At 70.9% G+C, this 24561-nt stretch carries 28 protein-coding genes; 19 read left to right on the top strand and 9 right to left on the bottom strand.

Features of this window, described 5'->3' with window-relative positions:
- The first annotated feature begins 91 nt into the window (after window positions 1–91).
- From EAT49_RS18195 to EAT49_RS18230, 8 genes are all read left to right on the top strand, one after another.
- On the top strand, window positions 92–505 hold the full coding sequence (locus tag EAT49_RS18195; protein ID WP_123643735.1) for a CopD family protein: 414 nt from the start codon (window positions 92–94) through the stop codon (window positions 503–505).
- Window positions 505–1194: a DUF599 domain-containing protein gene (locus tag EAT49_RS18200; protein WP_123643736.1), complete on the top strand. Its 690-nt coding sequence runs from the start codon at window positions 505–507 to the stop codon at window positions 1192–1194. The genes EAT49_RS18195 and EAT49_RS18200 overlap by 1 nt, the downstream gene beginning before the upstream one ends.
- Window positions 1195–1381: 187 nt before the next feature.
- Window positions 1382–3115: a dihydroxy-acid dehydratase gene (ilvD, locus tag EAT49_RS18205; protein ID WP_123643737.1), complete on the top strand. Its 1734-nt coding sequence runs from the start codon at window positions 1382–1384 to the stop codon at window positions 3113–3115.
- Complete coding sequence (locus tag EAT49_RS18210) at window positions 3112–3774, top strand: hypothetical protein (RefSeq protein WP_123643738.1); 663 nt, start codon at window positions 3112–3114, stop codon at window positions 3772–3774. The genes ilvD and EAT49_RS18210 overlap by 4 nt, the downstream gene beginning before the upstream one ends.
- Window positions 3775–3853: 79 nt before the next feature.
- A complete protein-coding gene (locus EAT49_RS18215) occupies window positions 3854–4627 on the top strand; it encodes a DUF6478 family protein (RefSeq protein ID WP_123643739.1) in 774 nt (257 codons plus the stop codon).
- 9 nt (window positions 4628–4636) lie between these two features.
- Window positions 4637–4999: a hypothetical protein gene (locus EAT49_RS18220; protein WP_123643740.1), complete on the top strand. Its 363-nt coding sequence runs from the start codon at window positions 4637–4639 to the stop codon at window positions 4997–4999.
- A gap of 195 nt (window positions 5000–5194) precedes the next feature.
- Entirely contained in the window at window positions 5195–7210 is a 2016-nt protein-coding gene (locus EAT49_RS18225) for an FAD-dependent oxidoreductase (RefSeq protein ID WP_123643741.1), read from the top strand.
- A gap of 122 nt (window positions 7211–7332) precedes the next feature.
- Window positions 7333–8238: a LysR family transcriptional regulator gene (locus EAT49_RS18230; protein WP_123643742.1), complete on the top strand. Its 906-nt coding sequence runs from the start codon at window positions 7333–7335 to the stop codon at window positions 8236–8238.
- A gap of 9 nt (window positions 8239–8247) precedes the next feature.
- Here the strand turns inward: EAT49_RS18230 and EAT49_RS18235 are convergent, their stop codons facing one another.
- Genes EAT49_RS18235 through EAT49_RS18245 form a run of 3 tightly spaced genes read right to left on the bottom strand, consistent with a single transcriptional unit; the run spans window position 8248 to window position 10597 of the window.
- A complete protein-coding gene (locus EAT49_RS18235) occupies window positions 8248–9162 on the bottom strand; it encodes an OmpA family protein (RefSeq protein WP_246003903.1) in 915 nt (304 codons plus the stop codon).
- Complete coding sequence (locus EAT49_RS18240) at window positions 9162–9875, bottom strand: GNAT family N-acetyltransferase (RefSeq protein ID WP_123643743.1); 714 nt, start codon at window positions 9873–9875, stop codon at window positions 9162–9164. The genes EAT49_RS18235 and EAT49_RS18240 overlap by 1 nt, the downstream gene beginning before the upstream one ends.
- A complete protein-coding gene (locus EAT49_RS18245; RefSeq protein WP_123643744.1) occupies window positions 9872–10597 on the bottom strand; it encodes a competence/damage-inducible protein A in 726 nt (241 codons plus the stop codon). Before EAT49_RS18245 ends, EAT49_RS18240 begins: the two co-directional genes overlap by 4 nt.
- 39 nt (window positions 10598–10636) lie before the next feature.
- Here EAT49_RS18245 and sfsA point away from each other — a divergent pair, with 39 nt between their 5' ends.
- From sfsA to EAT49_RS18260, 3 genes are read left to right on the top strand one after another with little or no spacing between them, the layout of a single operon-like run.
- The gene (gene sfsA / locus EAT49_RS18250; RefSeq protein ID WP_123643745.1) at window positions 10637–11437 is read left to right on the top strand and encodes a DNA/RNA nuclease SfsA; all 801 of its coding nucleotides are present in this window, start codon (window positions 10637–10639) and stop codon (window positions 11435–11437) included.
- An 11-nt stretch (window positions 11438–11448) separates the two neighbouring features.
- On the top strand, window positions 11449–12258 hold the full coding sequence (map, locus tag EAT49_RS18255) for a type I methionyl aminopeptidase (RefSeq protein WP_123643746.1): 810 nt from the start codon (window positions 11449–11451) through the stop codon (window positions 12256–12258).
- Window positions 12249–13181, top strand: a complete 933-nt coding sequence (locus tag EAT49_RS18260; protein ID WP_123643747.1) for a serine hydrolase domain-containing protein — start codon at window positions 12249–12251, stop codon at window positions 13179–13181. The genes map and EAT49_RS18260 overlap by 10 nt, the downstream gene beginning before the upstream one ends.
- Window positions 13182–13188: 7 nt before the next feature.
- Here the strand turns inward: EAT49_RS18260 and EAT49_RS21305 are convergent, their stop codons facing one another.
- Genes EAT49_RS21305 through EAT49_RS18270 form a run of 3 tightly spaced genes read right to left on the bottom strand, consistent with a single transcriptional unit; the run spans window position 13189 to window position 15162 of the window.
- On the bottom strand, window positions 13189–13365 hold the full coding sequence (locus tag EAT49_RS21305) for a hypothetical protein (RefSeq protein ID WP_185020827.1): 177 nt from the start codon (window positions 13363–13365) through the stop codon (window positions 13189–13191).
- Window positions 13366–13378: 13 nt separating this feature from the next.
- Entirely contained in the window at window positions 13379–13954 is a 576-nt protein-coding gene (rsmD, locus tag EAT49_RS18265) for a 16S rRNA (guanine(966)-N(2))-methyltransferase RsmD (protein WP_123643748.1), read from the bottom strand.
- Complete coding sequence (locus EAT49_RS18270; protein ID WP_123643749.1) at window positions 13951–15162, bottom strand: NAD(P)/FAD-dependent oxidoreductase; 1212 nt, start codon at window positions 15160–15162, stop codon at window positions 13951–13953. The genes rsmD and EAT49_RS18270 overlap by 4 nt, the downstream gene beginning before the upstream one ends.
- A gap of 80 nt (window positions 15163–15242) precedes the next feature.
- On the opposite strand from EAT49_RS18270, the gene EAT49_RS18275 reads away from it, so the two are divergent.
- The 7 genes from EAT49_RS18275 to EAT49_RS18305 all read left to right on the top strand — a co-directional run bounded on the left by EAT49_RS18275 (window position 15243) and on the right by EAT49_RS18305 (window position 21896).
- Entirely contained in the window at window positions 15243–15731 is a 489-nt protein-coding gene (locus EAT49_RS18275) for a peroxiredoxin (RefSeq protein WP_123643750.1), read from the top strand.
- Window positions 15732–15887: 156 nt separating this feature from the next.
- The gene (locus EAT49_RS18280) at window positions 15888–16259 is read left to right on the top strand and encodes a hypothetical protein (RefSeq protein WP_123643751.1); all 372 of its coding nucleotides are present in this window, start codon (window positions 15888–15890) and stop codon (window positions 16257–16259) included.
- 47 nt (window positions 16260–16306) lie between these two features.
- Entirely contained in the window at window positions 16307–17503 is a 1197-nt protein-coding gene (coaBC, locus tag EAT49_RS18285; protein ID WP_123643752.1) for a bifunctional phosphopantothenoylcysteine decarboxylase/phosphopantothenate--cysteine ligase CoaBC, read from the top strand.
- A 105-nt stretch (window positions 17504–17608) separates the two neighbouring features.
- A complete protein-coding gene (gene dut / locus EAT49_RS18290; RefSeq protein WP_246003904.1) occupies window positions 17609–18097 on the top strand; it encodes a dUTP diphosphatase in 489 nt (162 codons plus the stop codon).
- Window positions 18094–19161 (top strand): HesA/MoeB/ThiF family protein, encoded by a 1068-nt coding sequence (locus EAT49_RS18295; RefSeq protein WP_123643754.1) that lies wholly within the window; start codon window positions 18094–18096, stop codon window positions 19159–19161. The genes dut and EAT49_RS18295 overlap by 4 nt, the downstream gene beginning before the upstream one ends.
- A gap of 28 nt (window positions 19162–19189) precedes the next feature.
- A complete protein-coding gene (locus EAT49_RS18300) occupies window positions 19190–21217 on the top strand; it encodes a M3 family metallopeptidase (RefSeq protein ID WP_123643755.1) in 2028 nt (675 codons plus the stop codon).
- 130 nt (window positions 21218–21347) lie between these two features.
- Entirely contained in the window at window positions 21348–21896 is a 549-nt protein-coding gene (locus tag EAT49_RS18305; RefSeq protein WP_123643756.1) for a hypothetical protein, read from the top strand.
- Window positions 21897–21902: 6 nt separating this feature from the next.
- Here EAT49_RS18305 and EAT49_RS18310 read toward each other — a convergent pair whose 3' ends face one another.
- Window positions 21903–22139, bottom strand: coding sequence for a hypothetical protein (locus tag EAT49_RS18310; RefSeq protein WP_123643757.1), 237 nt, complete (start codon window positions 22137–22139; stop codon window positions 21903–21905).
- A 55-nt stretch (window positions 22140–22194) separates the two neighbouring features.
- Window positions 22195–22701: an SH3 domain-containing protein gene (locus tag EAT49_RS18315; protein WP_123643758.1), complete on the bottom strand. Its 507-nt coding sequence runs from the start codon at window positions 22699–22701 to the stop codon at window positions 22195–22197.
- Between the two features lie 127 nt (window positions 22702–22828).
- Between EAT49_RS18315 and EAT49_RS18320 the strand changes: the two genes are divergently transcribed.
- On the top strand, window positions 22829–23815 hold the full coding sequence (locus tag EAT49_RS18320; protein ID WP_123643759.1) for a 2-hydroxyacid dehydrogenase: 987 nt from the start codon (window positions 22829–22831) through the stop codon (window positions 23813–23815).
- A gap of 3 nt (window positions 23816–23818) precedes the next feature.
- Here the strand turns inward: EAT49_RS18320 and EAT49_RS18325 are convergent, their stop codons facing one another.
- On the bottom strand, window positions 23819–24538 hold the full coding sequence (locus EAT49_RS18325; protein WP_123643760.1) for an NYN domain-containing protein: 720 nt from the start codon (window positions 24536–24538) through the stop codon (window positions 23819–23821).
- Between the last annotated feature and the right edge of the window lie 23 nt (window positions 24539–24561).

A 24561-nucleotide genomic window follows, 5' to 3' on the forward strand; every position in this document is an offset into this window, starting at 1 on the left:
TATGACCAATAGCCGGACTCCGCAACGGTCAAGGCGGCGCGGAAGGTCGCAGGCGCTTGTGCCCGTCCCGGCTTCCCGGCACGACAGCGCCATGGACTGGGTCAAGATCATTCATCTGCTGTGCGTTCTCGGCTGGATGACCGGCATCTTCGCCGTGCCGCGCGGCCTGATCTACTGGAAGCGGGAATACGCGTCGCTGGGGAAGATGGGCCCTGCGGGGGATTTCACCTTCCGGCTCTACCGCTTCGCCGCGGGCCTCGGGGTGATCGCGCTGGTCACGGGGCTCTGGCTTGCCTGGGTCTGGTGGAGTTTCGCCGCCTGGACGCTGCTGAAGCTGGCGCTCGTCCTGGTGATCGCCGCCCATTACGTCTGGACCGGGCTTCTGGTCAGGGATGCGATGCGGGGGCGGTTCGGGCACGGCGAGACCTGGTACCGGGTCTTCAACGAGGTTTCGGTCCTCGTGGTGATCGCGGTGCTCTGGGTCGTCGTGGTCAAGCCGTTCTGATGTCCGCGCCGGATCTCCTCCGGCTGCTCTGGCCCTGGGACCTTCTGGCGCTGGCGCTTCTGGTGATTTCCTTCGCGGGCATCGCGCGGGTGATCGAGCATCCGCCGAAGGGGCGGCCCTCGGTGACGGTCCTGATGGCGGAGTACCGGCGCGACTGGATGCGGATGATGGCGGCGCGGGAGACGCGCATCTTCGACAGCCAGATCCTGACGAGCCTGAGGCAGAGCACGTCGTTCTTTGCCTCGACCGTCCTTCTGTCCATCGGCGGGGTGCTGGCACTGGCAGGCAACCCCGCGCCGCTGACGGGGCTGGCCGCCGGGCTGACGGAGGAGGGCGATCCGGAGGTGCTGTGGCAGGTGAAGCTTCTCGTGGTGGCGGTGCTGCTGGCGCTGGCGTTCCTGCGGTTCGTCTGGGCGAACCGGGTGTTCGGCTATTGCGCGGTGGTCATGGCCTCGGTGCCGAACGAGGTGACCGACCCCGATTGCGAGCCGAGGGCGCTGCGAGCGGCGGAGCTGAACATCCGCGCGGCGCTGAATTTCAACCGGGGGCTGCAGGCGGTCTATTACGCCATCGCGGCGGCGGCCTGGCTGGTGGGACCGGCGGCGCTGGTGGCGGCGACGGTGGTGACGACCTGGATCGTCTGGAGCCGCGAGTTCGCCTCGGTGCCGCGGCGCGTGATCCTGCGCTGAGCGGTTGAGGGTTTGTTCATCCCCCGCGTGGTAGGCGGGGGGATGGACCTCGCCCTGCCGCTCCTCTGTCTCCTCTGTCTGGTCGCCCTGGCGCTGCCGGCCCGGGCCGCGGCGCCTTCGGCGGCTTGCGGGACCTTGGGGCGGAAGCTAGACCGGGCCGGACAGGTTCCGAGGGAGGTCGAGGGCGATGCCGAAGAAGACGTGGGACAAGACGACGCTGCCGAGCCGGCATGTGACCATGGGGCCGGCGCGGGCGCCGCACCGGTCCTATTACTACGCCATGGGCATGACCGAGGAGGACATCGCGCAGCCCTTCGTCGGGGTCGCGACCTGCTGGAACGAGGCCGCACCCTGCAACATCGCGCTCAGCCGTCAGGCGCAGGCGGTGAAGCTGGGCGTCAAGGCCGCCCACGGCACGCCGAGGGAGTTCACCACGATCACCGTCACCGACGGGATCGCGATGGGCCACGAGGGGATGCGGTCCTCTCTCGCCTCGCGCGATGCCATCGCGGACACGGTGGAGCTGACCATGCGCGGGCATTGCTACGACGCGCTGGTGGGCCTTGCGGGCTGCGACAAGTCCCTGCCGGGGATGATGATGGCGATGGTGCGGCTGAACGTGCCGTCGGTCTTCATCTACGGCGGGTCGATCATGCCGGGCAAGTTCCAGGGCCGGGACGTGACCGTGCAGGACGTGTTCGAGGCGGTGGGCCGGCACCAGGCCGGGCAGAATTCCGACGAGGAGCTGACCGCGCTGGAAAAGGTCGCCTGTCCGAGCGCCGGCGCCTGCGGCGGGCAGTTCACCGCCAACACCATGGCCTGCGTGTCGGAGGCGATCGGGCTGGCGCTGCCGAACTCGGCGGGCGCGCCCGCGCCCTATGAAAGCCGTGACGCCTATGGGCAGGCCTCGGGCGAGGCGGTGATGGCGCTGATCGAGAAGAACATCCGCGCGCGGGACATCGTCACGCGGAAGTCGCTGGAGAACGCCGCGCGGATCGTCGCCTGCACGGGCGGGTCCACCAACGCGGGGTTGCACCTGCCGGCCATCGCCCACGAGGCGGGGATCGACTTCGACCTCTTCGACGTCTGCGACATCTTCCGGGACACCCCCTATTTCGTCGACCTGAAGCCGGGCGGCAAATATGTCGCCGTGGACATGTACGAGGCGGGGGGCGTGCCCGTGGTGATGAAGGAGCTGCGCAAGGCGGGTCTCATCCACGAGGACTGCCTGACCGTCACAGGCCGCACCATCGGCGAGGAGATCGACCTGATCGAGCGCGAGGCGGACGGACGGGTGATCTACCCTGCCTCCGCGCCGCTGTCGAAGACGGGGGGCGTCGTCGGGCTCAAGGGCAATCTCGCCCCCGAGGGCGCCATCGTGAAGGTGGCGGGGATGAGCCGCGAAGAGCAGGTCTTCACCGGGCCCGCGCGGATCTTCGAATGCGAGGAGGACGCCTTCGAGGCGGTGAAGTCGCGCCAGTACAAGGAAGGCGAGGTCCTCGTCATCCGCAACGAGGGCCCGGCGGGCGGGCCGGGCATGCGCGAGATGCTGGCCACCACCGCGGCCCTGTCGGGCCAGGGCATGGGCAAGAAGGTCGCCCTGATCACCGACGGGCGGTTCTCCGGCGCGACGCGCGGCTTCTGCGTGGGGCATGTCGGCCCGGAGGCGGCCCATGCGGGGCCGATCGGGCTGATCCGGGACGGCGACATGATCACCATCGACGCGATCAGGGGAGAACTGTCGGTCGATGTCCCGGACGAGGAGATGGCGGAGCGCAAGAAGACCTGGGCCGGGCCGCGGCCCACGGTCTACACCTCGGGCGCGCTGTGGAAATACGCGCAGATCGTGGGCGGCGCGCGGCTGGGCGCGGTGACGCATCCGGGCGCCCGGGGCGAAAGCCACGTCTACGCGGACCAGTGACCCGGTCGGCGGTCGGCCTCGCGCTGGCCGCCGGGCTGGCGCTGTCGGGATGCGGCGCGCCCGTCCCGGCCACGTCTCCGGAGGCGTCCCCGACTTCGGCTCCGGATCCGGGCGGCGGCCTGCTCGCGTTCCTCGGGATGGCGCCTGCCGGGCGGGAGAGCCTTCAGGTTCTCGGGGATGCCGTGACGGTGCGGGGGCCTGCGGGCTATTGCGTCGATCCGGGTGCCAGTGCGCCGGACCGCGGCTTCGCCGTCCTGGCGAGCTGCGCGCGCACGGGGCGCGGCGACCCGGTGCGGCTCGATGCGCTGATGACCGTCCAGGTCGGCGCCCCGGGCAGCGCCATGGGCGACACGGGCGCGCGGGAGCTGGCGGCGCTGCTCGAGGGGCCGGAGGGACGCGGACTTCTCGCGCAGGGCGTGCCGGTGCGGGTCACGGAGGTCCAGACGGCGCCGGGCACGGTCTTCGTCGGTTACAGCGAGGCACGGGAGGCGGCCGGCGGGCCGCCGCCGCCGCTCTGGCGGGCGTTCCTCGACCTGGGAGACCGGATGGCGACGGTGAGCATCCGTCCGGTGGACGGCGCGGTGCTGAGCTCCGATGCGGAGCGACGGCTGATCGGTGAGGCGGTGGCGCAGCTCAGGGCGGCGAACCGGCCGGGCTGAGGCGACACACTGTTTCCATTTGCGAAACGGTTTGGCACCAAGATCCGGACGGGAACCATGAGGCGGGGGTGAACGGCGGATGGCCGAGGTTCGATCCGGACCGTTGGAGAGATGGCTCAACCGGATGTCGGCCGCGCGCTGGCGCCGGGCGGCCAGGGGCGCGCGTACCTCGACCTTGCGGGATCTGCGCCGGCGCCAGGCCGAAGCCCGCACCCTGCGGCAGCATCTGGACGCGCTCCTGCATGTGGCCGACGAGCGGCTGGCGCTGCCGCTCGTGGGCAACACCGCCTTCCCGCGGCCGCACGGGATGGAATGGGCCTGGCGGCCGGAGATGTGGCGCGGCGCCCTGCCCGAGCGCGGCCACGCCGCGGTGGAGCGCCGGCAGGAGATCGGCGGAGAGGTCACCGTCTTTCACGACTGCACCATTTCCGAGCTGACCGTCCGGCAGGTACGCAACACCCGGGAGACCGATCTGGCGCCCTACGGGATGCGGCTCGATGTCTTCCGGTTCGACGGATCGTTCCTGTCGGTGGTGCTGGACCTGCCGCCCGAGGCCTCGCAGGGGCTAAAGAAACGACATCTGATCCGGCTCGACACGATCGTGGAGACGGAATACCCGATCGAGCTCTTCGCCCGGCTCAACGTCCGGCACGGGCCCAACACCGAGCAGCTGGTGCGGGAGATCCCGCTGGGCGAGCCCGAGGTGATGGTGGAGTTCGACCTCGCCTATTCGAAGCTGAACGAGCGCCGGGTGGAGAAGATGTGGATCGACCTGATCTTCGAGGGACCGGAGATGAACCAGATCACGATCCGGGACCTGACCTTCTGCCGCTATCCGCGGGCGGATATCTGAGGGAGTGCCATGGCCGAGATGCAGCTGACGAAGACCCGGCTGACGGGCGGTATCTGGGAAGGCGTGCTGACCGGGGCGAGCGACCGGCCCCGGCTGGTGGCGACCCATCTCGAGCGGTCGCTGCCGGGGCTGGAGCTGACACCCGTGGCGGAGGGGCACCTGGTGCGGCTGCCGATTCCCTCGGAGGTGCTGTCGGACGGGGTGCAGACCGTGCTGTTCTCGGATGCGGCCACCGGGGCGCGGCTGGCCAGCGTGGCGATCCTTGCGGGCGATGCCCTGACCGAGGACATCCGGGCGGAAGTGGCGCTGTTGCGCGCCGAACTCGACATGCTCAAGCGGGCGTTCCGGCGACATTGCACGGAGACCGCGTGAGAGGGCGGGGAGGCGGTTGGTTGGAAACCCGCCCTGCCCTGCGAGGGGGCGCGGCGCCCGCGGAGAGGGCGGAGGGGGGCGCTGCCCCCCGCCTTCGGCTCCCCCCGGGATATTTCCGGCCAGAAAAGGCAGGGATGCCGGCGCGATGGCCCGGCGATGCGCCGGACGCCGAACGGGAAGACGCGTGATGGCGAGATGAGCGACTATCCGCACCTCTTCGCGCCGCTCGAGCTGGGCCATGTGACCCTGCCGAACCGGGCGATCATGGGGTCGATGCATACCGGGCTCGAGGAGCTGGGCGACTGGCGCCGCCTCGCGGCCTTCTATGCCGAAAGGGCACGCGGCGGCGCGGGGCTGATCGTGACCGGGGGCATGGCGCCGAACCGGGAAGGCGGAGTCTATCCGGGAGCGGCGGGGCTGTTCTCCGACCGGGATATCGAGACTCACCGGCGCGTGACCGGGGAGGTCCATGAGGCGGGCGGGCTGATCGCGATGCAGGTGCTGCATGCGGGGCGCTATGCCTATTCGCCCGAGGCAGTGGCGCCTTCGGCGCTGAAGTCGCCGATCTCGCCCTTCGCGCCGAGAGAACTCGACGATGCCGGGGTGGAGGCGCAGCTCGACGCCATCGCGGCGGCGGCGGCGCGGGCGCGGGAAGCGGCCTATGACGGCGTGGAGATCATGGGCTCGGAGGGGTATTTCCTGAACCAGTTCCTCGCCGGGCGCACGAACCGGCGAAAGGACCGCTGGGGCGGTTCCATCGGGAACCGACAGAGGGCGCCGCTCGAGGCGGTGCGGCGGGTGCGGGCCGCGGTGGGGCGGGACTTCGTCGTGATCTACCGGATCTCCCTGCTGGACCTCGTGCCGGGCGGGCAGAGCTGGGACGAGGTGGTCGGGCTTGCGAAGGGCATGGAGGCGGCGGGGGCGTCGATCCTGAACACGGGCATCGGCTGGCACGAGGCGCGGGTGCCGACCATCGCCACCAGCGTGCCGAGGGCGGCCTTCGCCTGGGTGACGAAGAAGCTCAGGGGCGAGGTCGGGCTGCCGCTGGTCACGTCGAACCGGATCAACACGCCCGACGTGGCGGAGCGCGTGCTGGCCGAGGGCTGTGCCGACCTCGTGTCGATGGCGCGGCCGTTCCTGGCGGACGCGGCCTTCATGGCCAAGGCGAGGGCGGGCCGGGCGCGGCAGATCGCGCCCTGCATCGCCTGCAACCAGGCCTGTCTCGACCATACGTTCGAGCTGAAGGTGGCGTCCTGTCTGGTGAATCCGCGGGCCTGCCACGAGACGGAGATCCCGCTGGTGCGGGCGGAGTCCGTGAAGCGGATCGCGGTGGTGGGAGCGGGGCCTGCGGGCATGGCCGCGGCGATCACCCTGGCCGAGCGGGGGCATGAGGTCACGCTCTGGGAGCGGGAGGCGCGGATCGGGGGGCAGCTCAACTACGCGCGGGCGATCCCGGGCAAGGAGGAGTTCCACGGGCTCGTGGACTGGTTCGCGGCGCGGCTGGAGGAGGCCGGCGTCGCGCTGCGGCTGGGCGTTGAGGCGGAGGCGGCGGAGCTGGCGGGGGCGGATGCGGTGATCCTCGCCACGGGCGTTGTTCCGCGCGACCCGCGCATTCCGGGGCAGGATCTGCCCCATGTGCTGGACTACGGCGAGGTGCTGCGCGGCGCGCCGGTGGGCCGCCGGGTGGCCATCGTGGGGGCGGGGGGGATCGGGTTCGACGTGGCGGCGTTTCTCGTGACCGGAGAGAGCCAGACGGAGGACCTGCCCGGATGGATGGCGGAATGGGGTGTCTGCGATCCGGGGGAGGTGGCGGGCGGGCTGTGCCCGGAGGGGCCGCGGCCCGCGCCGCCGGTGAGGGAGGTGACGCTTCTGCAGAGGAAGGCGGAGAAGCCGGGGCGGGGCCTCGGCAAGACGACGGGCTGGATCCACCGGGCGCATCTGAAGATGAAGGGCGTGCGGATGGTCCCGGGAGTCGCCTACGAGCGGATCGACGGGGAGGGGCTCCATGTGCGCTTCGCTGACGGGCGGCGGGAGGTGATCCCGGCGGACACCGTGGTGATTTGCGCGGGACAGGAGCCCGAGCGGGGGCTGGTGCCCGCGCTGCAGGCGGCGGGGGCCGCGGTTCACGTCATCGGCGGCGCGGATGTGGCGGCGGAACTGGACGCGAAACGGGCGATCGACCAGGCGGTGAGGCTGGCGTCGGCGCTCTGACTCTGTTTCGGAGAGGTCATCTATCGGCAAAAACCCTGAATGTTGTCCCCGCGCCGGCAAATTGCTGCCGGAATTGGAGGTCATCACATCGGTCCGAGGGATGTCTGAAAGGCTGCCAGAACATGGATCGTCTGACCGAGATGGAAGCCTTCGCGACGGTGGTGGACCAGGGAGGGTTCACCGATGCCGCGAAGAAGTTGGGTATCAGCAAGTCCGCCGTGTCGAAGCACGTCTCGTCGCTCGAGGCGCGGCTGGGGGCGCGGCTGCTGAACCGCACCACGCGGCGGGTGAGTCCCACCGAGATCGGGCTGGCCTATTACGACCGGGCGCGGCGGGTGCTGAACGACGCGGGCGAGGCGGATGCGCTGGTCACCTCGATGCAGTCGGCGCCGTCGGGGCTCTTGCGGATCTCGGTCGCGACGGATTTCGGGGTGAATCACCTCTCGCCGATCTTGGGCGATTTCCTGCAGGAGTTCCCGGACATCACCGTGAACATGGTGCTGAACAACCGCTATGTGGAGCTGATCTCGGAGGGGTTCGACATGGCGGTGCGGATCGGCGAGCTGGAGGACAGCACGCTCCGCGCGCGCAAGCTGACGGATACGACCAAGCGGATGATCGCGAGCCCCAGCTATTTCCAGCAGTACGGGCACCCGCAGCGGATCGACGATCTGAACGAGCACAAGCTCCTGCATTATTCGAACCAGGCGAACGGGGCGGTCTGGAAGCTGACCGCGCCCTCGGGCGAGAAGCGGCAGGTGCGGACGGCGGGCTGGCTGACGGTCAATGACGGGCAGTCGCTGCTCAACGCCTGCGTTTCGGGCCTGGGCATCGCCTATCTGCCCTCCTTTCTTTACGCGGATGCGATGGAGCAGGGGCTGGTGCAGGAGGCGATCCCGGGTCTGCCGGTGGAGACGCAAGGGATCTACGCGGTCTATCCGCCGGGCCGGTTCACCCAGCCCAAGGTGCGGGCCTTCATAGACTTTCTCGTCCACCAGTTCGCCGACAAGGGGCCGGACCGCTGGTAGCCCAGTCTTTCAGTCGGGCGAGGTGAGGATCACCTCGACGCGGCGGTTGGCCTCGCGCCCCTCGGGCGTGAGGTTCGTCGTCAGGGGGGCGAGGTAGCCCATTCCTTCGGCGCGCAGGCGGGCGCGGGCCACGCCGTGGTCCGACACGAGGCGGTCCACGACGGATTGCGCGCGCTGGCGCGACAGGGCGACGTTGCCCTCGAGCGCGCCGCGCGCGTCGGTATGGCCGACGAGGGCGACGGTGCGGGACGGGCGGGCGGCGAGGTAATCCGCGAGGGCGCGCAGGCTGGCGAAGTCGCCGGGGCCGAGCTGCGCCGAGCCGGTGGCGAAAACGAGATCGGAGAGAACCACGCGCCCGTCCCGTTCCAGTGCCGCGGCGAAGTCGCCGGGCGGCGGCGCGACCGGGACGGCGGTGGTGGAGACGGGCGGCGGGGGCGCGCCCTCGGGGCTGACGCGGGTCACCTGGATATGGGCCGCCCCCGCCGCGCGGCTGACGAGAATGGCGAGCCAGTCGTCGCCGTCGCGGGCGGACAGGTAGCGGTAGTCGCCGAGGCTGACGTGCATCTCGGGGGCGGGCAACACGTCGAGCGCATGGCGGAAATCGAAGCCGCCGCAGGTGCGGGTCTCGCAGGTGTAGAGGACCTCCCAGCCGGCGGCCTCGATCTGGGCGGCGAGCGGGGAGAGGATCTGCAGGGTCGTGAGGGTGGCGCCGCCGATGCGGAAGGCCTCGGTGCGGATCGTGCCGGCGGGCTGGGCGAGCGTCGGGCCGGTGGACGGGGTCCAGGGACCGGTCGCGATGGGGACGGATTCGGCCGGACGCTCTTCCTGCGCCTGAAGCTGGGCCGTGGCGGGCAGATCGAGCTCGAGGGCGGCAAGCGGCCCCGCGGCGAGGGCGATGGCAAGGGCGAGAAACGGGCCGCGCATCAGCCGGGCCGCGCCGCGATGCGGTAGTGGTAGGCCGGGGTCTCGCTGGCGCCGAGACGACGGCAGAGCGCGAGCGAGGCGGTATTTCCTGCCTCGACGAGCAGCAGGAGAGTCGCGGCGCCGTGGCGGGCGGCCCATCGGGCGGCGGCGGCGACGAGGGCCGTGCCGATTCCGCGGCGTCGGACCGAAGGGGCCACTTCCAGCGCGTGGAGCATCGCGGCCCGGCCCGAGAGCGCGGCGAAGGCGGTTCCGGCGGGGCGCTGACCCGCGCGGGCGAGGAGACTGGTGCGGGGCGGCCGGGCGCGGGCCATGATCGCGAGGCGGTCCGGACCCACGCCGCCCGCGGCCCAGAGGTCCCGCTGGATCGCGAGCGGCGGCCAGTGCGCGTGGACGATGCCGGGCGGAGGAGGGGCCAGGGGTATGTCGAGTCGGATCAGCCGGGTGGGATGGGCGATCTCGTAGCCGCGCGCCGCGAGCCGGACGTCGAGAGCGATCTCGCCCTCGCGGACCATGAAGAGCGGCGCGCGGCCTTCGGCGCGCATGGCGGTCTCGGCCTCGTCGAGACCGGCCTCGGTGACCGCGCCGTCCGCCGTGGCCGCGGAGACCCGCCTGCCGCCGCTTCCGTCGCCCCGCAGGGTGAAGCCCCCGGACCGGCCGACCGCGGACGCGGGCCAGGTCGCGTCGAGGATCTCGCTCAGGGCCGCGGGCGTCATTGCGGCCCGACGATCTCCGTCAGCCGGGCGAGCGCGTCATCGAGCCGGGCGGCATCGGGGCCGCGCAGCACGACGTTGGAGCCGAAGACGCCGTTCTGGTTGAACGGGTAGGAGCCGATGGAGAGGTCGGGGTAGGTTTCGGCGAGAGCGCGCAGGGGGCTGGCGATGTCGCCCTCGCCGCGTTCCACGCGCAGGCTGCGCGACTGAAGCGGCGCGCCGCCCGTCAGCCGGGGCAGGAGGCCCAAGAGCATGGCCTCGAAGATCTGGGGCACGCCGGCGAGGACATGGACATTGCCGATGGTGAAGCCCGGCGCGGCGCTGACCGGGTTCTCGATCAGGCTGGCGCCCTCGGGGATGCGGGCCATGCGCAGGCGGGCCTCGTTCAGGACGATGCCGGTCCGGTCGTAATGGGCCTGGAGCAGGGCGCGGGCGTCGTCGCGCACGCCGATGCGGACATTGAGGGCAATCGCGACGCAATCGGCGGTGATGTCGTCATGGGTGGGGCCGATGCCGCCCGAGGTGAAGACGTGGTCGTAGGCGCCAGAGAGCGCGCGGATCGCGGCGACGATGACCTCTTCGACGTCGCCGACCACGCGGGCCTCGCGCAGGTCGATGCCGGCCTCGGAGAGCTTGCCGGCGAGGTGGTGGGTGTTGGCGTCGCGGGTGCGGCCCGAGAGGATCTCGTCTCCGATCACCAGCATGGCGGCGGTGGGGTTTGGCATCGCGTTGCTCCGTCGTTTCCCGGTCTATATGGCGCGGACATGCGCTTTGCCACTCCCCTGCGGCCCGGTCGGCTGATCCGCCGGTACATGCGGTTTCTCGCCGATGTCGAGCTGGAGGAGACGGGCGAGGTGGTCACGGCCCATTGCCCCAACCCCGGCGCCATGCTGGGGCTGAAGGAGCCGGGGCTGAGGGTCTGGCTGGAGCGGAACGACGATCCGAAACGGAAGCTGCGCTGGGGATGGCGGCTTTGTGATCTGCCGGGCGGGCACCGGGCGGGCATCGATACGGGCGTGCCGAACCGCATCGTTGTCGAGGCGCTGGCGGAGGGGCGCGTTCCGGCGCTGGCGGGACAAGGCGAGGTGAGGGCGGAGGTCCGCTATGGCGCCCGCAGCCGGGTGGATTTCCTGATCGAGGGGGAGCGGCGGACCTGGGTCGAGGTGAAGAACGTGCACCTGCGGCGGGAGGGGGACTGGGCGGAGTTTCCCGATTGCGTGACGGAGCGGGGCGCGAGGCACCTGCGCGAGCTGGCCGACATGGTGCGCCGGGGGGACCGGGCGGTGATGCTCTACGTCGTGCAGCGGACGGATTGCGCGCGGCTCCGGATGGCGGGCGATCTGGACCCCGCCTATGCCGCGGCCTTCGATGCGGCGCGCGCCGAGGGCGTGGAGATGCTGTGCCATGGCACGGAGATCGGGCTGGAGGGCGTGCGGCTGGCCGGACCGCTGCCCGTGGATGCGGGACCGCAGGCGGTGCACGTCACCGCGGTTGGGCAGGGCTCTCCGGTCCGGCGGGGGTGGCGGTCTGGCTCCAAAGGGCCTAGATCGTCCCGCGAGAGTTGACGGTGGCGCCCATGGACAACGGTAGCGGCAGACTGACGAGAGACGGCATCCGCATCTACGAGGCCGCGGATTTCGCGGGGATGCGTGCCGCCGGGCGCCTGGCGGGCGACATTCTCGACCGGATCGCGGATCACGTCTTTCCGGGCCAGACGACGGGCGAGCTCGACCGGCTGATCACGGACTGGGTCGCGGCCGAGGGGGGCACCAGCGCGACGATCGGCTACAAGGGCTATCGCCACGCGAGCTGCATCAGCGTGAACCATGTCGTCTGTCACGGCATCCCGGGCCCCAAGGTCCTGAAGGATGGCGATATCCTGAATATCGATGTCACCGTGATCGTGGACGGATGGTACGGCGATTCCAGCCGGATGTATGCGGCGGGCAAGGTTCCGAAGAAGGCCGAGCGGCTGATCGAGGTCACCCACGATGCGCTGATGGCCGGGATCGAGGCCGTGAGGCCGGGCAACACCTTCGGCGACATCGGCCACGCGATCCAGAGTTACGTCGAGCGCCAGCGCATGTCCGTTGTGCGGGACTTCTGCGGGCATGGGCTGGGCCGCGTCTTTCACGCGCCGCCCAATGTCCTCCATTTCGGCCGTCCCGGCACCGGGCCGAAGCTGGAGGAGGGCATGTTCTTCACCATCGAGCCGATGGTGAACCTCGGCCGGCCCGAGACCAAGGTTCTGGCCGACGACTGGACCGCCGTGACGCGGGACAAGTCGCTCTCGGCGCAGTTCGAGCATTCGGTCGGCGTGACGGCGGAGGGGGCCGAGATCTTCACCCTCTCGCCGGCGGGGCGGTTTCATCCCACATGGGCCTGACCGGAAGGGTCCTGACGCTGTGCCTCGCGCTCGCGTGCTGGGCGGGCCTTGCGGCGGCGGATGCGGACCGGCTGGAGGCCGCGTGGCGCGGCTGGGTGGCGCAGACGGGCATCGGGAGGTCCTCCATCGCCATCGTGCGGAACGGCGAGGTGGTCCGCAGCCTCGGGATCGGCATGGACCCGGGGGAGCGCGCGCCGCTCGCGTCGCTGTCGAAGAGCATCACCGGGGCCTGCATCATGGCGCTGGAGGCGCAGGGGCGGGTCTGGCGCGGGCAGACCATGGGGGAGCTTCTGGGCCGAACCCCGCTGGAGATGACGGCGGGTGCGGCGCGGATCACGGTGGCGGAGCTGCTCACCCATTCCTCGGGCCTCATGCAGGACAGCACCCAGGGCCGCCCCACGCCCTGGGGCGTGCGCGGCGGCGACCGGACGGTTCAGGTCACCCAGACCGCGCTGCGCCGGACGCCGGGACCGAAGCGGTTCTTCTACAACAACGAGAATTACGCGGTGCTGGGCGCGGTGATCGCGGTGGTCACGCGGCGGGACGTGCATGACGTCTGCCCCGAACTCCTGGGGATCGACGCGCGGGTGAATTCGGCCTTCGGCGGAGGCGTGCCCTGGGGCGGGTTCGAGATGTCGGCGCCGGAGTTCGCGCGCTTCGCCGCCCGGCTGACGCCGCGCAGGGACTGGCCCACGACGCCCATGGGCGGCGGGGTGCGCTACGGGCCCGGCGTGATGCTGTCGGAGGCCGGGCGCGGGGCGATCTGGCATTTCGGGTCGTGGTGCTTCGTCATCGGGCGCAGCACGGGGGCCTATTTCTTTCAGATCCGGGACGGCTGGGGCGCGACGGTGACCTACAACCGCTGCCTGACGGACGACCAGACGCGGGCGTTGGACGCAGTTCTGGCCGCGGCGGTGCGGTAGGCGCGCGTCAGGGTCGGTCGTCCAGGCGTTTCCACAGCAGGCTGAGCAGGGTTTCCCCGGCCAGGGGCGTGGTCACGTCCCCGATCAGCACGGGGGCGGCGAAGGGCACGGGCGCGGGGAGCGGAACGCTCGCCTCGGGCGCGCGGGCGATGCGGGGGACGTCGGTCCAGCTGGCGTCGGTCATGGGGACGAGGCTATCAGCCTTCCCCGGATTCGGCCAAGTCCCCGGGGGTCAGGAAGGTGAGGTGGCTCTGCCCGTAGCGGCGGCGGTCGGTGACGGTGAAACCGGGGGGCGGCTCGAAGGCCGCGGCCTCCTCCACCACGACCAGGGCATCGGGGGCGAGCCAGCGGCCGCTGCGGAGCGCCTCGAGCGCCGGGGGGGCCAGGCTGCGGCCATAGGGCGGGTCCATGAGCACCAGATCGAAGGGCGCGCCGTCGCAGGGGCCGAGGCGGGTCGCGTCGCGGGGCAGGACAAGCGCATCGGTCTCGCGCCGGGCGCGGGCGAGGTTGTCGGCGATCAGCCTGAGCCCGGTGCGGCCGGTTTCCACGAAGGTGGCATGCTCCGCGCCGCGGGAGAGGGCCTCGAGTCCGAGGGCGCCGGTGCCCGCGAACAGGTCGAGGACGCGCGCGCCGGCAGGCAGGCCGCGGTTCGAGAGGATGTTGAAGAGGCTCTCGCGCACGCGGTCGGGCGTGGGGCGGAGCGCCGCTGCCATGTCGCCCCTGCCAAGCTCGGCGAGGCGCAGGCCCCGGTGACGGCCCCCGACGATTCTCACGCCTTGAGGAGCGCCTTGAGGTTCGTCTCCGGGTCCGCGATCACGGCGGGATCGGGCGATTTGCCCATCTCGATCAGCCGTTTGCCGACCATGTAGGCGCGGCTGTCGTTCATCGCGTCGACGGCGATCAGCTCGCCGCCCGCGTAGTACCAGTGGCTGACGGCCTCGCCTTCGCCGCGGCGGACGTGGATCGCGTCGAAGCCGCTTCCCAGCCCGGCGATCTGGAGCTTGCAGTCGAATTGGTCGGACCAGAACCAGGGCGCGGCGGTGTAGGGCGTGTCCTCTCCCATCATGTTGAGGGCGGCGCATTCGGCCATGTCGATGGCGTTGCCCACGCTTTCGAGCCGGATGCGGGCGCCCTTCCAGGGAAAGCTCGCGCAGTCGCCCGCAGCCCAGATGTGGGGATCGGAGGTGCGGGCCCGGGCGTCGGTGGCGATCCCGTTGTCGATGGTCAGGCCCGCAGCCTCGGCCAGTCGCGTGTCGGGGGCGATGCCCACGCCGACGATGGCGAAGTCGATCTCGAGCTGCGTGCCGTCCGAGAGGATGGCGCCGGTCACGCGGTCCTCGCCGGTCAGGCGGGAGAGGCCGGTGCCCTCGCGGATCGTCACGCCATGACCGGCGTGGAGGGTGCGGAAGAAATCCGAGGTCTGGGAGGCGGCGACACGACCGAGGATGCGGTCGGACATCTCGACGAGGGTGACGCCAAGGCCCTTCTTCGCGGCGACGGCGGCGGCCTCGAGGCCGATGTAGCCGCCGCCCACGATCAGGACATGGCGGCCGGGGGCGAATTCGGGGGCCATGGTCTCGGCGTCGCGCAGGTCCCGCATGGTGTAGACGCCGCCGAGATCGCCGCCGATGGACGCGGGCAGGCGGCGGGGCAGGGAGCCGGTGCAGAGGGCGAGGGCGTCGTAGGAGAGCGTCTCGCCGTCCGTCAGCGTCACGGTGCGGGCGGCGGGGTCGATGGAGGCGGCCTCTGTCGCGGTGCGCAGTGCTATGGCCTGTTCGGCATACCACGCCTCGGGGCGCAGGTAGAGACGGGCCTCTTCCATCTCGCCGAGCAGATAGGCCTTCGACAGCGGCGGGCGCTGGTAGGGGGGCACGGGCTCGGCCCCGATGAGCGTGATTTCCCCGGCGAAGCCCGCGGCGCGCAGCTTCGCCACGAGCGAGGCCCCGGCCTGCCCGGCGCCGATCACCACGAAATGCGCCATCTGCCGGACCCCCCTATCGCAGCCTGCCGCCCGGACCCTATATGGCGGGGCACGGAAGACAACCCAATGGAGGCGACGGAATGGCGATCGCGGTCGGAGACAAGCTGCCCGAGGGCACGGCACTGAGAATGGGCGCGGACGGCCCCGAGGAGGTGGCGCTGGCCCCGAAGTTCGCTGGCCGCAAGGTGGCGCTGTTCGGCCTGCCGGGGGCCTATACGGGGACCTGCACCACGTCCCACGTCCCGTCCTTCATCAGCGCCATGGACGCGCTGAAGGCGAAGGGCGTGGAGGAGGTGATCTGCGTCGCGGTCAACGATCCATTCGTGATGAAGGCCTGGGGCGACTCGACCGGCGCCGAGGCGGCGGGCATCACCATGCTCGGCGACGCGAGCGGGGAGTTCGTCAAGGCCCTGGGCCTCGATTTCACGGCGCCGCCCGCCGGGCTCTACGGCAGGTCGCAGCGCTTCGCGCTCTATGCCGAGGACGGCGTGGTGAAGGTGCTGCATGTGGAGGACAACCCCGGCGTCTGCACAACCTCGGGCGGTCAGGCCCTGGCCGACGCGATCTGAAAGGCGGTCGGGGAAGGTGGGTCGAAGTCCCACCTTCGGATCGGGGGACCGGTTGCGGTGATCGCTCGCTGTCGGGGTATTCCGGCAGGGTGACGCCGGGGAGAGACAAGCCCTTGCGTCACCCCTATCCTGAGGGTGGGACGATGGGAGGCGGGCATGGGCCATTGGTGGTTTCTCGGTGCCGGGGCTCTCTCGGCGGTCTGGCTGCTGGTGCATGCTTTTGCCGGAGGGCGCGACACGGTGCGGCCCTTGCTCGAAGGTGGCGGCCTTCCGCCCGTCGTGCGCGACACGCTCTATGTCTGCTGGCATTTCACCAGCGTGGCGCTGGCGATGATGGCGGGGCTGTTCCTGCGCGCGGGTCTCGCCGGAGACGTCACGGCGGCGGTCGCGGCGACGATCCTGGCGGGGGCGTTCGCGCTGGTCGGTATCGCGCTGGTCCTGAGGCAGGGGGCGAGCCATTTGCAGGTCCCGCAGGGCTGGCTGTTCGTGCCGGTGGCCGTCCTGGGCGCGGTCGGCCTCATGCAGTGATCGCCGGCGCCCTTGAGGCGGTGGGCGGCAGGGGCTAGCGTCGCGGCATGGTCGCGGGCAGGCATGTACTCCTCATCATCGGCGGCGGGATCGCGGCCTACAAGGCGCTGGAGACGATCCGGCGGCTGCGCGAAAGGGGCTGCGCCGTCACGCCGGTGATGACGCGGGCGGCGGGGGAGTTGGTCACGCCGCTCAGCGTCTCTGCGCTGGCGGGACGCAGGGTGTTCTCCGATCTCTTCGACCTGACCGACGAGGCCGAGATGGGGCATATCGAGCTCAGCCGCGCGGCGGACCTCGTGGTGGTGGCGCCCTGCACGGCGGACCTCATGGCGAAGATGGCGGGCGGTCACGCCGACGACCTTGCCTCCACGCTCCTGATGGCGACGGACAAGCGCGTGCTGATCGCGCCGGCGATGAACGTGCGGATGTGGGAGCACGCCGCCACCCGGCGAAACCTGGAGACGCTGCGGGGGGATGGCGTGCTTGTCGTGGGGCCGAACGATGGCGACATGGCCTGCGGGGAATTCGGGCCGGGGCGGATGGCCGAACCCCTCGAGATCGTCGAGGCGGTGGCGCGCGCCTTCGGGCAAGGACCGCTTGCCGGGCGGCGGGTCCTGGTCACCTCGGGGCCGACCCACGAGCCCATCGACCCTGTGCGTTACATCGCCAACCGCTCCTCTGGCGCGCAGGGGACGGCGCTGGGGCGGGCGCTGGCGGAGCTGGGCGCGGAGGTCGTCTTCGTCACCGGGCCGGCCGACGTGCCGCCGCCCCCGGGTGTCGAGGTGGTGCGGGTCCGGACCGCGGCGGAGATGCGCGAGGCCGTTCACGCCGCGCTGCCGGTGGAGGCCGCGGTCTTCGCCGCGGCGGTGGCGGACTGGCGGGTGGCCGAGGCGAGCGCGTCGAAGATCAAGAAGACCGGGGAGCTGCCCGTCCTGAGGATGGCGGAGAACCCGGACATCCTTGCCGAGATCGCGGGGCTGGGGGCGGACCGGCCGGGCCTTGTCGTGGGCTTTGCCGCCGAGACCGACGAGGTGGAGGCCCATGCCGCGGCCAAGCGCGCACGGAAGGGGTGCGACTGGATCCTGGCCAACGACGTCTCCGAGGGGACGGGCATCATGGGCGGGACGGAGAACGAGGTTCTCTTCATCACCGAGGGCGGCACCGAGCGCTGGCCGCGCATGGCGAAGGAGACCGTGGCGCGCCGGCTGGCGGCGCGGATCGCCGAGGCGCTCCAGGAGGGTTGACCTCGGCCCCGGGTCGGTCATGTCCCGGAAGGGACCGGTATCCGGAGCGGTCGCGGGATGGCAGGCGGAAAAGATGAGTATTTCAGGCCAGATGAGGAGGGGGGCGTGAGCGCGCCCGTCATCGGGATCGCCCGGGTCGAGGGGGCCGATCCGCAGGTGCCGCTGCCCTCCTACGAGAGCGCGGGGGCGGCAGGCGCGGATGTGCGCGCGAATTTTCCCGATGGCGCGCGAGAGGGCGTGGTGCTGGCGCCCGGGGCGCGGGCGCTGATCCCGGCGGGCTTCCGGATGGAGATTCCCGAGGGCTGGGAGGTGCAGGTGCGGCCCCGCTCGGGGCTGGCGCTGAAGCACGGGATCACCTTGCCGAACGCGCCGGGCACGATCGACAGCGACTATCGGGGGGAGCTGGGGATCCTTCTGCTGAACGCGGGGACGGAGCCTTTCGCGGTCGGGCATGGGGCGCGGATCGCGCAGCTCGTGGTGGCGCCTGCGGTCAGGGCGGTGTTCGAGCCGCGCGCCGTGCTGGGAGAAACCGTGCGCGGCGCGGGCGGTTTCGGCTCCACGGGCAGCGGCCGGAGCGGGGAGGGCGGCGCGTGATCATGGTGCTCGCCATGGCGGGGACGCTCTGGGGGATCGGGGCGGTCATGGGGGCGCCGCGGCAGGCGCGCTGGACGATGATCGGGCTTCTGCTGGTGGCGGTGATCGCGCTGCAGGTGGTGCTGCCGGAGGGCCATCCCCTGCGCGAGGCGACGGGTTCCTCGCCCGCGCTCTGGGTGCTGGTCCTGGCCGCTGCCGCGCTGGTGCGGCTCTACGCGACGGGGCTGGGCCGGGTCAGGGCGCGGGCGCAGGAGGCCGAGGCGGCGCGGGAGCGGCAGGTGCCGGACGGGGGCACCTTCTCGCCGGTGGAACTGAACCGCTACGCCAGGCACATGGTGCTGCGCGAGATCGGCGGGCCGGGGCAGGCGCGGCTGAAGCGCTCCAGGGTGCTGGTCGTGGGCGCGGGCGGGCTGGGCGCGCCGGCGCTCCTTTATCTCGGGGCGGCGGGCGTGGGCACGCTGGGGGTGATCGACGGCGACGAGGTGGACGGCTCCAACCTGCAGCGGCAGGTGATCCACCGCGACGCGCGGATCGGAATGCCGAAGGTGTTTTCCGCGCAGGGCGCGCTGGCCGAGCTCAACCCGTTCGTGACCGTGAGGCCCTATCACCGCAGGCTCACGGAGGAGATCGCGGAGGGTCTTTTCGCCGATTACGACCTGGTGCTCGACGGGTCGGACAACAGCGAGACGCGGTATCTGGTGAACCGGGTGGCGGCGCGGCTGGGCCTGCCGGTGGTCGGGGCGGCGCTGACGCAGTGGGAGGGGCAGATCTCCGTCTGGGATCCGGCGAGGGGCGCGCCCTGCTACGAATGCGTCTTTCCGGTGGCGGCGGCCCCGGAACTGGCGCCGGCCTGTGCCGAGGCGGGGGTCCTGGGTCCTCTGCCGGGGGTGATGGGGTCGATGATGGCTGTCGAGGCGGTCAAGGTGCTGACAGATGCGGGCACCCCCCTGCGCGGGCGGGTCCTCCTTTACGATGCGCTCCATGCGGAGACGCGGATCATCGGGGCCGCGCGGCGGGCCGATTGTCCGGCCTGCGGGCTGGGCGCGGCCGGGCCCGGAGGCTAGGTAGGGGCAGGACAAGGGAGGCCCGAGCATGACGAACCCGCTGACGGAGACCTGGGACACGCCGTTCGGCCTGCCGCCCTTCGACCGGATCGAGGATGCCCATTTCGGACCCGCGATCGACGCGGCTCTGGAGCAGGCGCGGGCGGAGGTCGGGCGGATCGCGGAGAGCGCGGAGGCTCCGACGTTCGACAACACGATCCGCGCGCTGACGCAGGCGGGCGAGGAGCTGGACCGGGTGCTGGGCGTCTTCTTCGGGATCGCCGGGGCGGAGTCCACGGAGGCACGGGAGGCCCTGATGCGGGAGCTGTCGCCGAGGCTGGCGGACCATGCCTCGGACATCCACGGCAATCGCGCGCTTTTCGGACGGATCGAGGCGCTGTGGCAGGAGCGGGACGCGCTCGGCCTCGGGCCGGAGGAGGCGCGGGTTCTGTACCTCACGCGCAGGTCCTTCGTGCGGGCGGGGGCGGAGTTGGAGGGACCCTCGGCGGAGCGGCTGAAGGCGGTGAAGGCGCGGCTGGCGGAGCTCGGCACGGCGTTCACCCAGAACCTGCTGGCGGATGAACGGGGCTGGCGGATGGAGCTCGACGAGGCGGAGCTGAAGGGCCTGCCGGAGTTCGTCGTCTCGGCGGCGCGCGCGGCGGGAGAGGCGGCCGGCGCGGAGGGACCGGTGGTGACGCTGTCGCGATCGCTCGTCGTGCCGTTCCTGCAGTTCTGCCCCGACCGGGACCTGCGGCGGCGGGCCTGGGAGGCCTGGGTCTCGCGCGGGGCCATGGGGGGCGAGACGGACAACCGTGGCATCGCGGCGGAGATCCTCGCCCTGCGGGCGGAGCGGGCGGACCTGCTGGGCTACGACAGTTTCGCCGAGTTCAAGCTGGAGACCGAGATGGCGGGCCGGCCCGAGGCAGTGCGCGACCTTCTGATGCGGGTCTGGGAGCCGGCGCGGGCAAGGGCGCTCGAGGACGAGGTGCGGCTGACGGCGATGCTGCATGCCGACGGGCAGACCGGACCGCTTGAGCCGTGGGACTGGCGCTATTATTCGGAGCGGCGGCGGCGGCAGGAGCACGATCTCGACGAGGCGGAGCTGAAACCGTACCTGCAGCTCGACCGGATGATCGAGGCGGCGTTCTCCGTCGCGCACCGGCTCTTCGGTCTGGAGTTCGCGCCGCTGGACGCAGCCCTGCATCATCCGGATGCGCGGGCCTGGGAGGTGACGCGGGACGGGCGGCACATGGGCGTTTTCGTGGGCGACTATTTCGCGCGGGGATCGAAGAGGTCGGGCGCCTGGTGCACCGTGTTCCGGGGGCAGAGGAAGCTGGGTGGCGAGGTCCGGCCCCATGTGGTGAACGTGTGCAATTTCTCCAAACCGGCGGCGGGCACGCCGGCGCTTCTGTCCTGGGACGAGGCGCGGACGCTGTTTCACGAATTCGGCCATGCCCTGCACCAGATGCTGTCGGAGGTGACCTGGCCGCAGATCGCGGGCACGTCCGTCGCGCGGGATTTCGTCGAGCTGCCGAGCCAGCTCTACGAGCACTGGCTGGAGGTGCCCGAGGTGGTGGCGGAGTTCGCCACCCATGCCGAAACCGGCGCGCCGATGCCCGAGGATCTGCGAGACAGGCTGCTGGCCGTCGGGACCTACGACACGGGCTTCGAGACGGTGGAGTACATCGCCTCGGCGCTGGTGGATATGGAGTTTCACGGCCCCGAGGCCCCGGCGGACCCGATGCAGAGGCAGGCGGAGGTTCTGCAGGAGATCGGGATGCCGCGCGCCATCGCGATGCGCCATGCGACGCCGCATTTCGCCCATGTCTTCGCCGGCGACGGCTATGCTGCCGGTTACTACAGCTACATGTGGTCCGAGGTGATGGATGCGGATGCCTTCGCCGCCTTCGAGGAGGCGGGCGGGCCTTTCGACGCGGAAACGGCGCGGAGGCTCGAGGTGCATGTCCTGTCGGCGGGAGGCTCGGACGAGGCGGCGGCTCTCTATACCCGGTTCCGCGGGTCGATGCCGGGGGTCGAGGCGCTGCTGAAGGGGCGGGGGCTGCTCGACGCCGCTTGACCTGATATCCGTCCGGCGCGGCGACACGGGTACAGGTGTTTCATTTGCCTCAGGAAAGGGTGACTGGACGGACGGGGTCCGGTTCGGTTGACTGAAGGGGAGGGCGAGGGGTCGCTGAAAGGAGACCCGCATGACATCGCTCAGACTGATGCTCGCAACAGCCGCCACCGGCTGCGCCACGATGGCCATGGCCCAGCAGATGGCCGGCAGCGAGGCGGATCAGGACTACGCCGCCGCGCTCTGGGAGGCGATGGACGCGCAGAGCCTTGTCGGCACCGATCCGGTGCTGGCGCTGCCCTATCCCGGGACTGACCCCCACGGCATGATGCTGGAGACCTTCTACGGCGATGCCACCGTCGAGGGGCATAGCGGCGTGCTGGTGGTCAAGCGAAACTACGGACCCGAAGGCGTGACAGCGGACGAGGTGCTGGAGGACCCGGTGGAGCATCTCTTGTCGGTCACGGTCATGTTCCAGCGCGAGGATGGCTATGATCCCGAGACCAACAACTGGTTCTGGGCGAAGTACCTGCCGGACGGGTCGCTGGACCAGAACCCGGAGGGCATGGCCCTTGCGGGTCTCGTCGGCAAGGGCGCCGACGCAGGCTGCATCGCCTGTCACGAGGGCGCGGGCGGCGGCGACTACCTCTTCACCACGGATGCGCGGCTGACGGAGAACTGAGCCGGGTCAGGCGTCCCGCAGGCGGTCCCACTCGGCGAGGATCGCCTGCATTTCCTCGGCCAGGGCCGACTCGAGCGCATAGGCAGGATCCGGGTCGGAGCCCGGGTCCTCCTCGTGGGCCGACAGCTGCGAGCGTTCCTCGAGGAAGGCGCGCAGCTCGGCGTCGCCGAGGTGCGTCAGCAGGCGCGCGAGAATCTTGCGCTGTGCGAGAAGGCGGCCTTCGAAGGCGTCGGTGCTGGGCATCGGGGGCGAACTCCGGTCACTGGAACGTCACCCCATCCTGACCCCGGCGGCGCGGCTAGTCGAGCACTTCGCCCGGCAGGACGCCCCAGTAGCCCTGTCGCGGCGCCCACCCGCGATAGCCTCCGGCGCTGAGGCGGCACCAGCCGGGGGTGCAGCGGTCGATCCGCGCCACGACATTGCGCTCGAGGCGGGCGACCTCGGTGCTGGAGGGATCGGGACGGGAGAAGAGCGTCACGGTTTCGTCCTCGACGAGGACCGTGCGGTTTCCCGACAGAAGCGAGTAATGCACCCAGCCGCCGACACCGTCGCGGTCGACGACACGGCGCCAGTGACCGTACTCGGCGGTCACGCGCAGCGGCATGTTGCGGCGTGTCAGCACCCAGTCGATCCGGTGCGACAGGGACGGCCCGCGCCGGAGATTGCCTTCGGATGCCTTGAGCGACACGAAGCGCGGCAAGGGCAGGTTCGTTTCCGGCCCGAATTCCTGCGCTGCCCCCGGCGCTGCGGCGGTCAGCATCACGGTCACCATGAGCACGAGCGCCCGCACTCCCGGCCCCATCATCGTGCGATCATCCTGTCTGTCCTGCTCGACGCCGCAGGATCGCGGCGCAATTTTGTTGCGCGGGTGTTGTGGCCCACCCGACTTGGCTGCAATGTGCCATGCAAGGCGACGGGAGAGGAAGTGCCGCATGTCGAAGAGCCGTCTGACTGTTGTCGTCACGCGACGCCTGCCCGAGGCGGTGGAGGCGCGGATGGGCGAGCTGTTCGACGTCCGGCTGAACCCGGACGACGCGCCGATGGACCGCGCGGCGCTGGTGGCGGCGATGCAGGGTGCGGATGTGCTGGTGCCCACGATCACCGACCGGATCGATGCGGGCCTGCTGGGGCAGGCGGGCGACCGGCTGAAGCTGATCGCCAATTACGGCGCGGGGGTGGACCATATCGACGTCGCCACCGCCCGACAGCGCGGCATCCTGGTGTCGAACACGCCGGGCGTGCTGACCGAGGACACCGCCGACATGACCATGGCGCTGATCCTTGCCGTCACGCGGCGCATCCCCGAGGGGCTGGCGCTGATGCAGACCGGCGACTGGGCGGGGTGGGCCCCGACGGCGATGCTGGGCGGGCGGATCGCGGGGCGCAGGCTTGGCATTCTCGGCATGGGCCGGATCGGGCAGGCGGTGGCGCGGCGGGCCAATGCCTTCGGGATGCAGGTGCATTACCATAACCGGCGGCGGCTGCGCGGGGAGGTGGAGGAGGAGCTGGGCGCGACCTGGTGGGAGAGCCTCGACCAGATGGTGGCTCGGATGGACGTGATCTCGGTGAACTGCCCCCATACGCCCGCGACGTTTCACCTGATGAACGCGCGGCGGCTGAAGCTGATGAAGGCGTCCGCCGTCCTCGTGAACACCTCCCGCGGAGAGGTGGTGGACGAGAACGCACTGACCCGGATGCTGCGGGCGGGGGAGCTCGCCGGGGCGGGACTCGACGTCTACGGCAACGGAACGGATGTGAACCCGAGGCTGCGGGCCCTGCCGAACGTGGTGCTTCTGCCGCACATGGGGTCCGCCACGAGGGAGGGGCGGCTCGAGATGGGCGAGAAGGTCATCATCAACATCAAGACCTTCGACGACGGGCATCGGCCGCCGGACCTCGTGGTGCCGTCGATGATCTGAGGCTCAGTCGAGGCGGCGGACGAGAAGCTGGTTGCCCTCGCCGCGCTTCGTCTCGAAGACCTTGAGGTCCTTGACGAGGTCCGAGAGCTTCTTGCGGCCGTAGGTGCGGGTGTCGAAATCGGGATCGGCGGCGGTGATGAACTGGCCGAGGGGGCCGAGGGCATACCATTCGTCTTCCTGGTCGATGGCGTCCATCGCGCGGAGGATGATGTCGCGGGCCTCCACCACGGGCCGGGTCTTGTCGCTGGCCGGAATGCGGTTCTCTCCGGAGGGGGCGGATTCGGACGGGACGAGGTTCTCGAGGAAGATGAACCGCTTGCAGGCCTTGCGGAAGGCGTCGGGAGTCTTCTTCTGACCGATGCCATAGACGTCGAGCCCCTGTTCGCGGATCCGGCTCGCCAGGCGGGTGAAGTCGCTGTCGGACGAGATCAGGACGAAGCCGTCGAACCGGCCTGTGTGCATCAGGTCCATCGCGTCGATGACGAGGCTGATGTCGGAGGAGTTCTTGCCCACGGTGTTGGCCGGGCTGTGGTGCGGCACGATGCCATGTTCGGCCTGGACGCGGTTCCAGCCGGACATCTGCTGACTGGAGAAGTCGCCATAGCAGCGGCGCACGCTGGCCTCGCCCAGGCTGGCGATTTCCTCGAAGAGAGCGCCCGCGTGTTTCGGCGAGGTGTTGTCGGCGTCGATCAGGACGGCGAGGAGGGGGCGGTGATCGGCCATGGGATCTCCAGATAAGGGTGCGG

The sequence above is a fragment of the Histidinibacterium lentulum genome, from assembly GCF_003789055.1.
GTDB lineage: Bacteria > Pseudomonadota > Alphaproteobacteria > Rhodobacterales > Rhodobacteraceae > Oceanicola > Oceanicola lentulus.

Coding starts and splice junctions, on each gene's coding strand:
- EAT49_RS18310 (WP_123643757.1), bottom strand. CDS start 22,139: ATGCCCAGCACCGACGCCTTCGAAGGCCGCCTTCTCGCACAGCGCAAG.
- EAT49_RS18215 (WP_123643739.1), top strand. CDS start 3,854: ATGGCCGAGGTTCGATCCGGACCGTTGGAGAGATGGCTCAACCGGATG.
- EAT49_RS18225 (WP_123643741.1), top strand. CDS start 5,195: ATGAGCGACTATCCGCACCTCTTCGCGCCGCTCGAGCTGGGCCATGTG.
- EAT49_RS18200 (WP_123643736.1), top strand. CDS start 505: ATGTCCGCGCCGGATCTCCTCCGGCTGCTCTGGCCCTGGGACCTTCTG.
- EAT49_RS18245 (WP_123643744.1), bottom strand. CDS start 10,597: ATGCCAAACCCCACCGCCGCCATGCTGGTGATCGGAGACGAGATCCTC.
- EAT49_RS18240 (WP_123643743.1), bottom strand. CDS start 9,875: ATGACGCCCGCGGCCCTGAGCGAGATCCTCGACGCGACCTGGCCCGCG.
- EAT49_RS18195 (WP_123643735.1), top strand. CDS start 92: ATGGACTGGGTCAAGATCATTCATCTGCTGTGCGTTCTCGGCTGGATG.
- EAT49_RS21305 (WP_185020827.1), bottom strand. CDS start 13,365: ATGACCGACGCCAGCTGGACCGACGTCCCCCGCATCGCCCGCGCGCCC.
- EAT49_RS18220 (WP_123643740.1), top strand. CDS start 4,637: ATGGCCGAGATGCAGCTGACGAAGACCCGGCTGACGGGCGGTATCTGG.
- EAT49_RS18270 (WP_123643749.1), bottom strand. CDS start 15,162: ATGGCGCATTTCGTGGTGATCGGCGCCGGGCAGGCCGGGGCCTCGCTC.
- EAT49_RS18325 (WP_123643760.1), bottom strand. CDS start 24,538: ATGGCCGATCACCGCCCCCTCCTCGCCGTCCTGATCGACGCCGACAAC.
- ilvD (WP_123643737.1), top strand. CDS start 1,382: ATGCCGAAGAAGACGTGGGACAAGACGACGCTGCCGAGCCGGCATGTG.
- map (WP_123643746.1), top strand. CDS start 11,449: ATGGACAACGGTAGCGGCAGACTGACGAGAGACGGCATCCGCATCTAC.
- EAT49_RS18275 (WP_123643750.1), top strand. CDS start 15,243: ATGGCGATCGCGGTCGGAGACAAGCTGCCCGAGGGCACGGCACTGAGA.
- EAT49_RS18280 (WP_123643751.1), top strand. CDS start 15,888: ATGGGCCATTGGTGGTTTCTCGGTGCCGGGGCTCTCTCGGCGGTCTGG.
- EAT49_RS18230 (WP_123643742.1), top strand. CDS start 7,333: ATGGATCGTCTGACCGAGATGGAAGCCTTCGCGACGGTGGTGGACCAG.
- EAT49_RS18260 (WP_123643747.1), top strand. CDS start 12,249: ATGGGCCTGACCGGAAGGGTCCTGACGCTGTGCCTCGCGCTCGCGTGC.
- EAT49_RS18235 (WP_246003903.1), bottom strand. CDS start 9,162: ATGCGCGGCCCGTTTCTCGCCCTTGCCATCGCCCTCGCCGCGGGGCCG.
- EAT49_RS18320 (WP_123643759.1), top strand. CDS start 22,829: ATGTCGAAGAGCCGTCTGACTGTTGTCGTCACGCGACGCCTGCCCGAG.
- coaBC (WP_123643752.1), top strand. CDS start 16,307: ATGGTCGCGGGCAGGCATGTACTCCTCATCATCGGCGGCGGGATCGCG.
- EAT49_RS18300 (WP_123643755.1), top strand. CDS start 19,190: ATGACGAACCCGCTGACGGAGACCTGGGACACGCCGTTCGGCCTGCCG.
- EAT49_RS18305 (WP_123643756.1), top strand. CDS start 21,348: ATGACATCGCTCAGACTGATGCTCGCAACAGCCGCCACCGGCTGCGCC.
- EAT49_RS18315 (WP_123643758.1), bottom strand. CDS start 22,701: ATGATGGGGCCGGGAGTGCGGGCGCTCGTGCTCATGGTGACCGTGATG.
- sfsA (WP_123643745.1), top strand. CDS start 10,637: ATGCGCTTTGCCACTCCCCTGCGGCCCGGTCGGCTGATCCGCCGGTAC.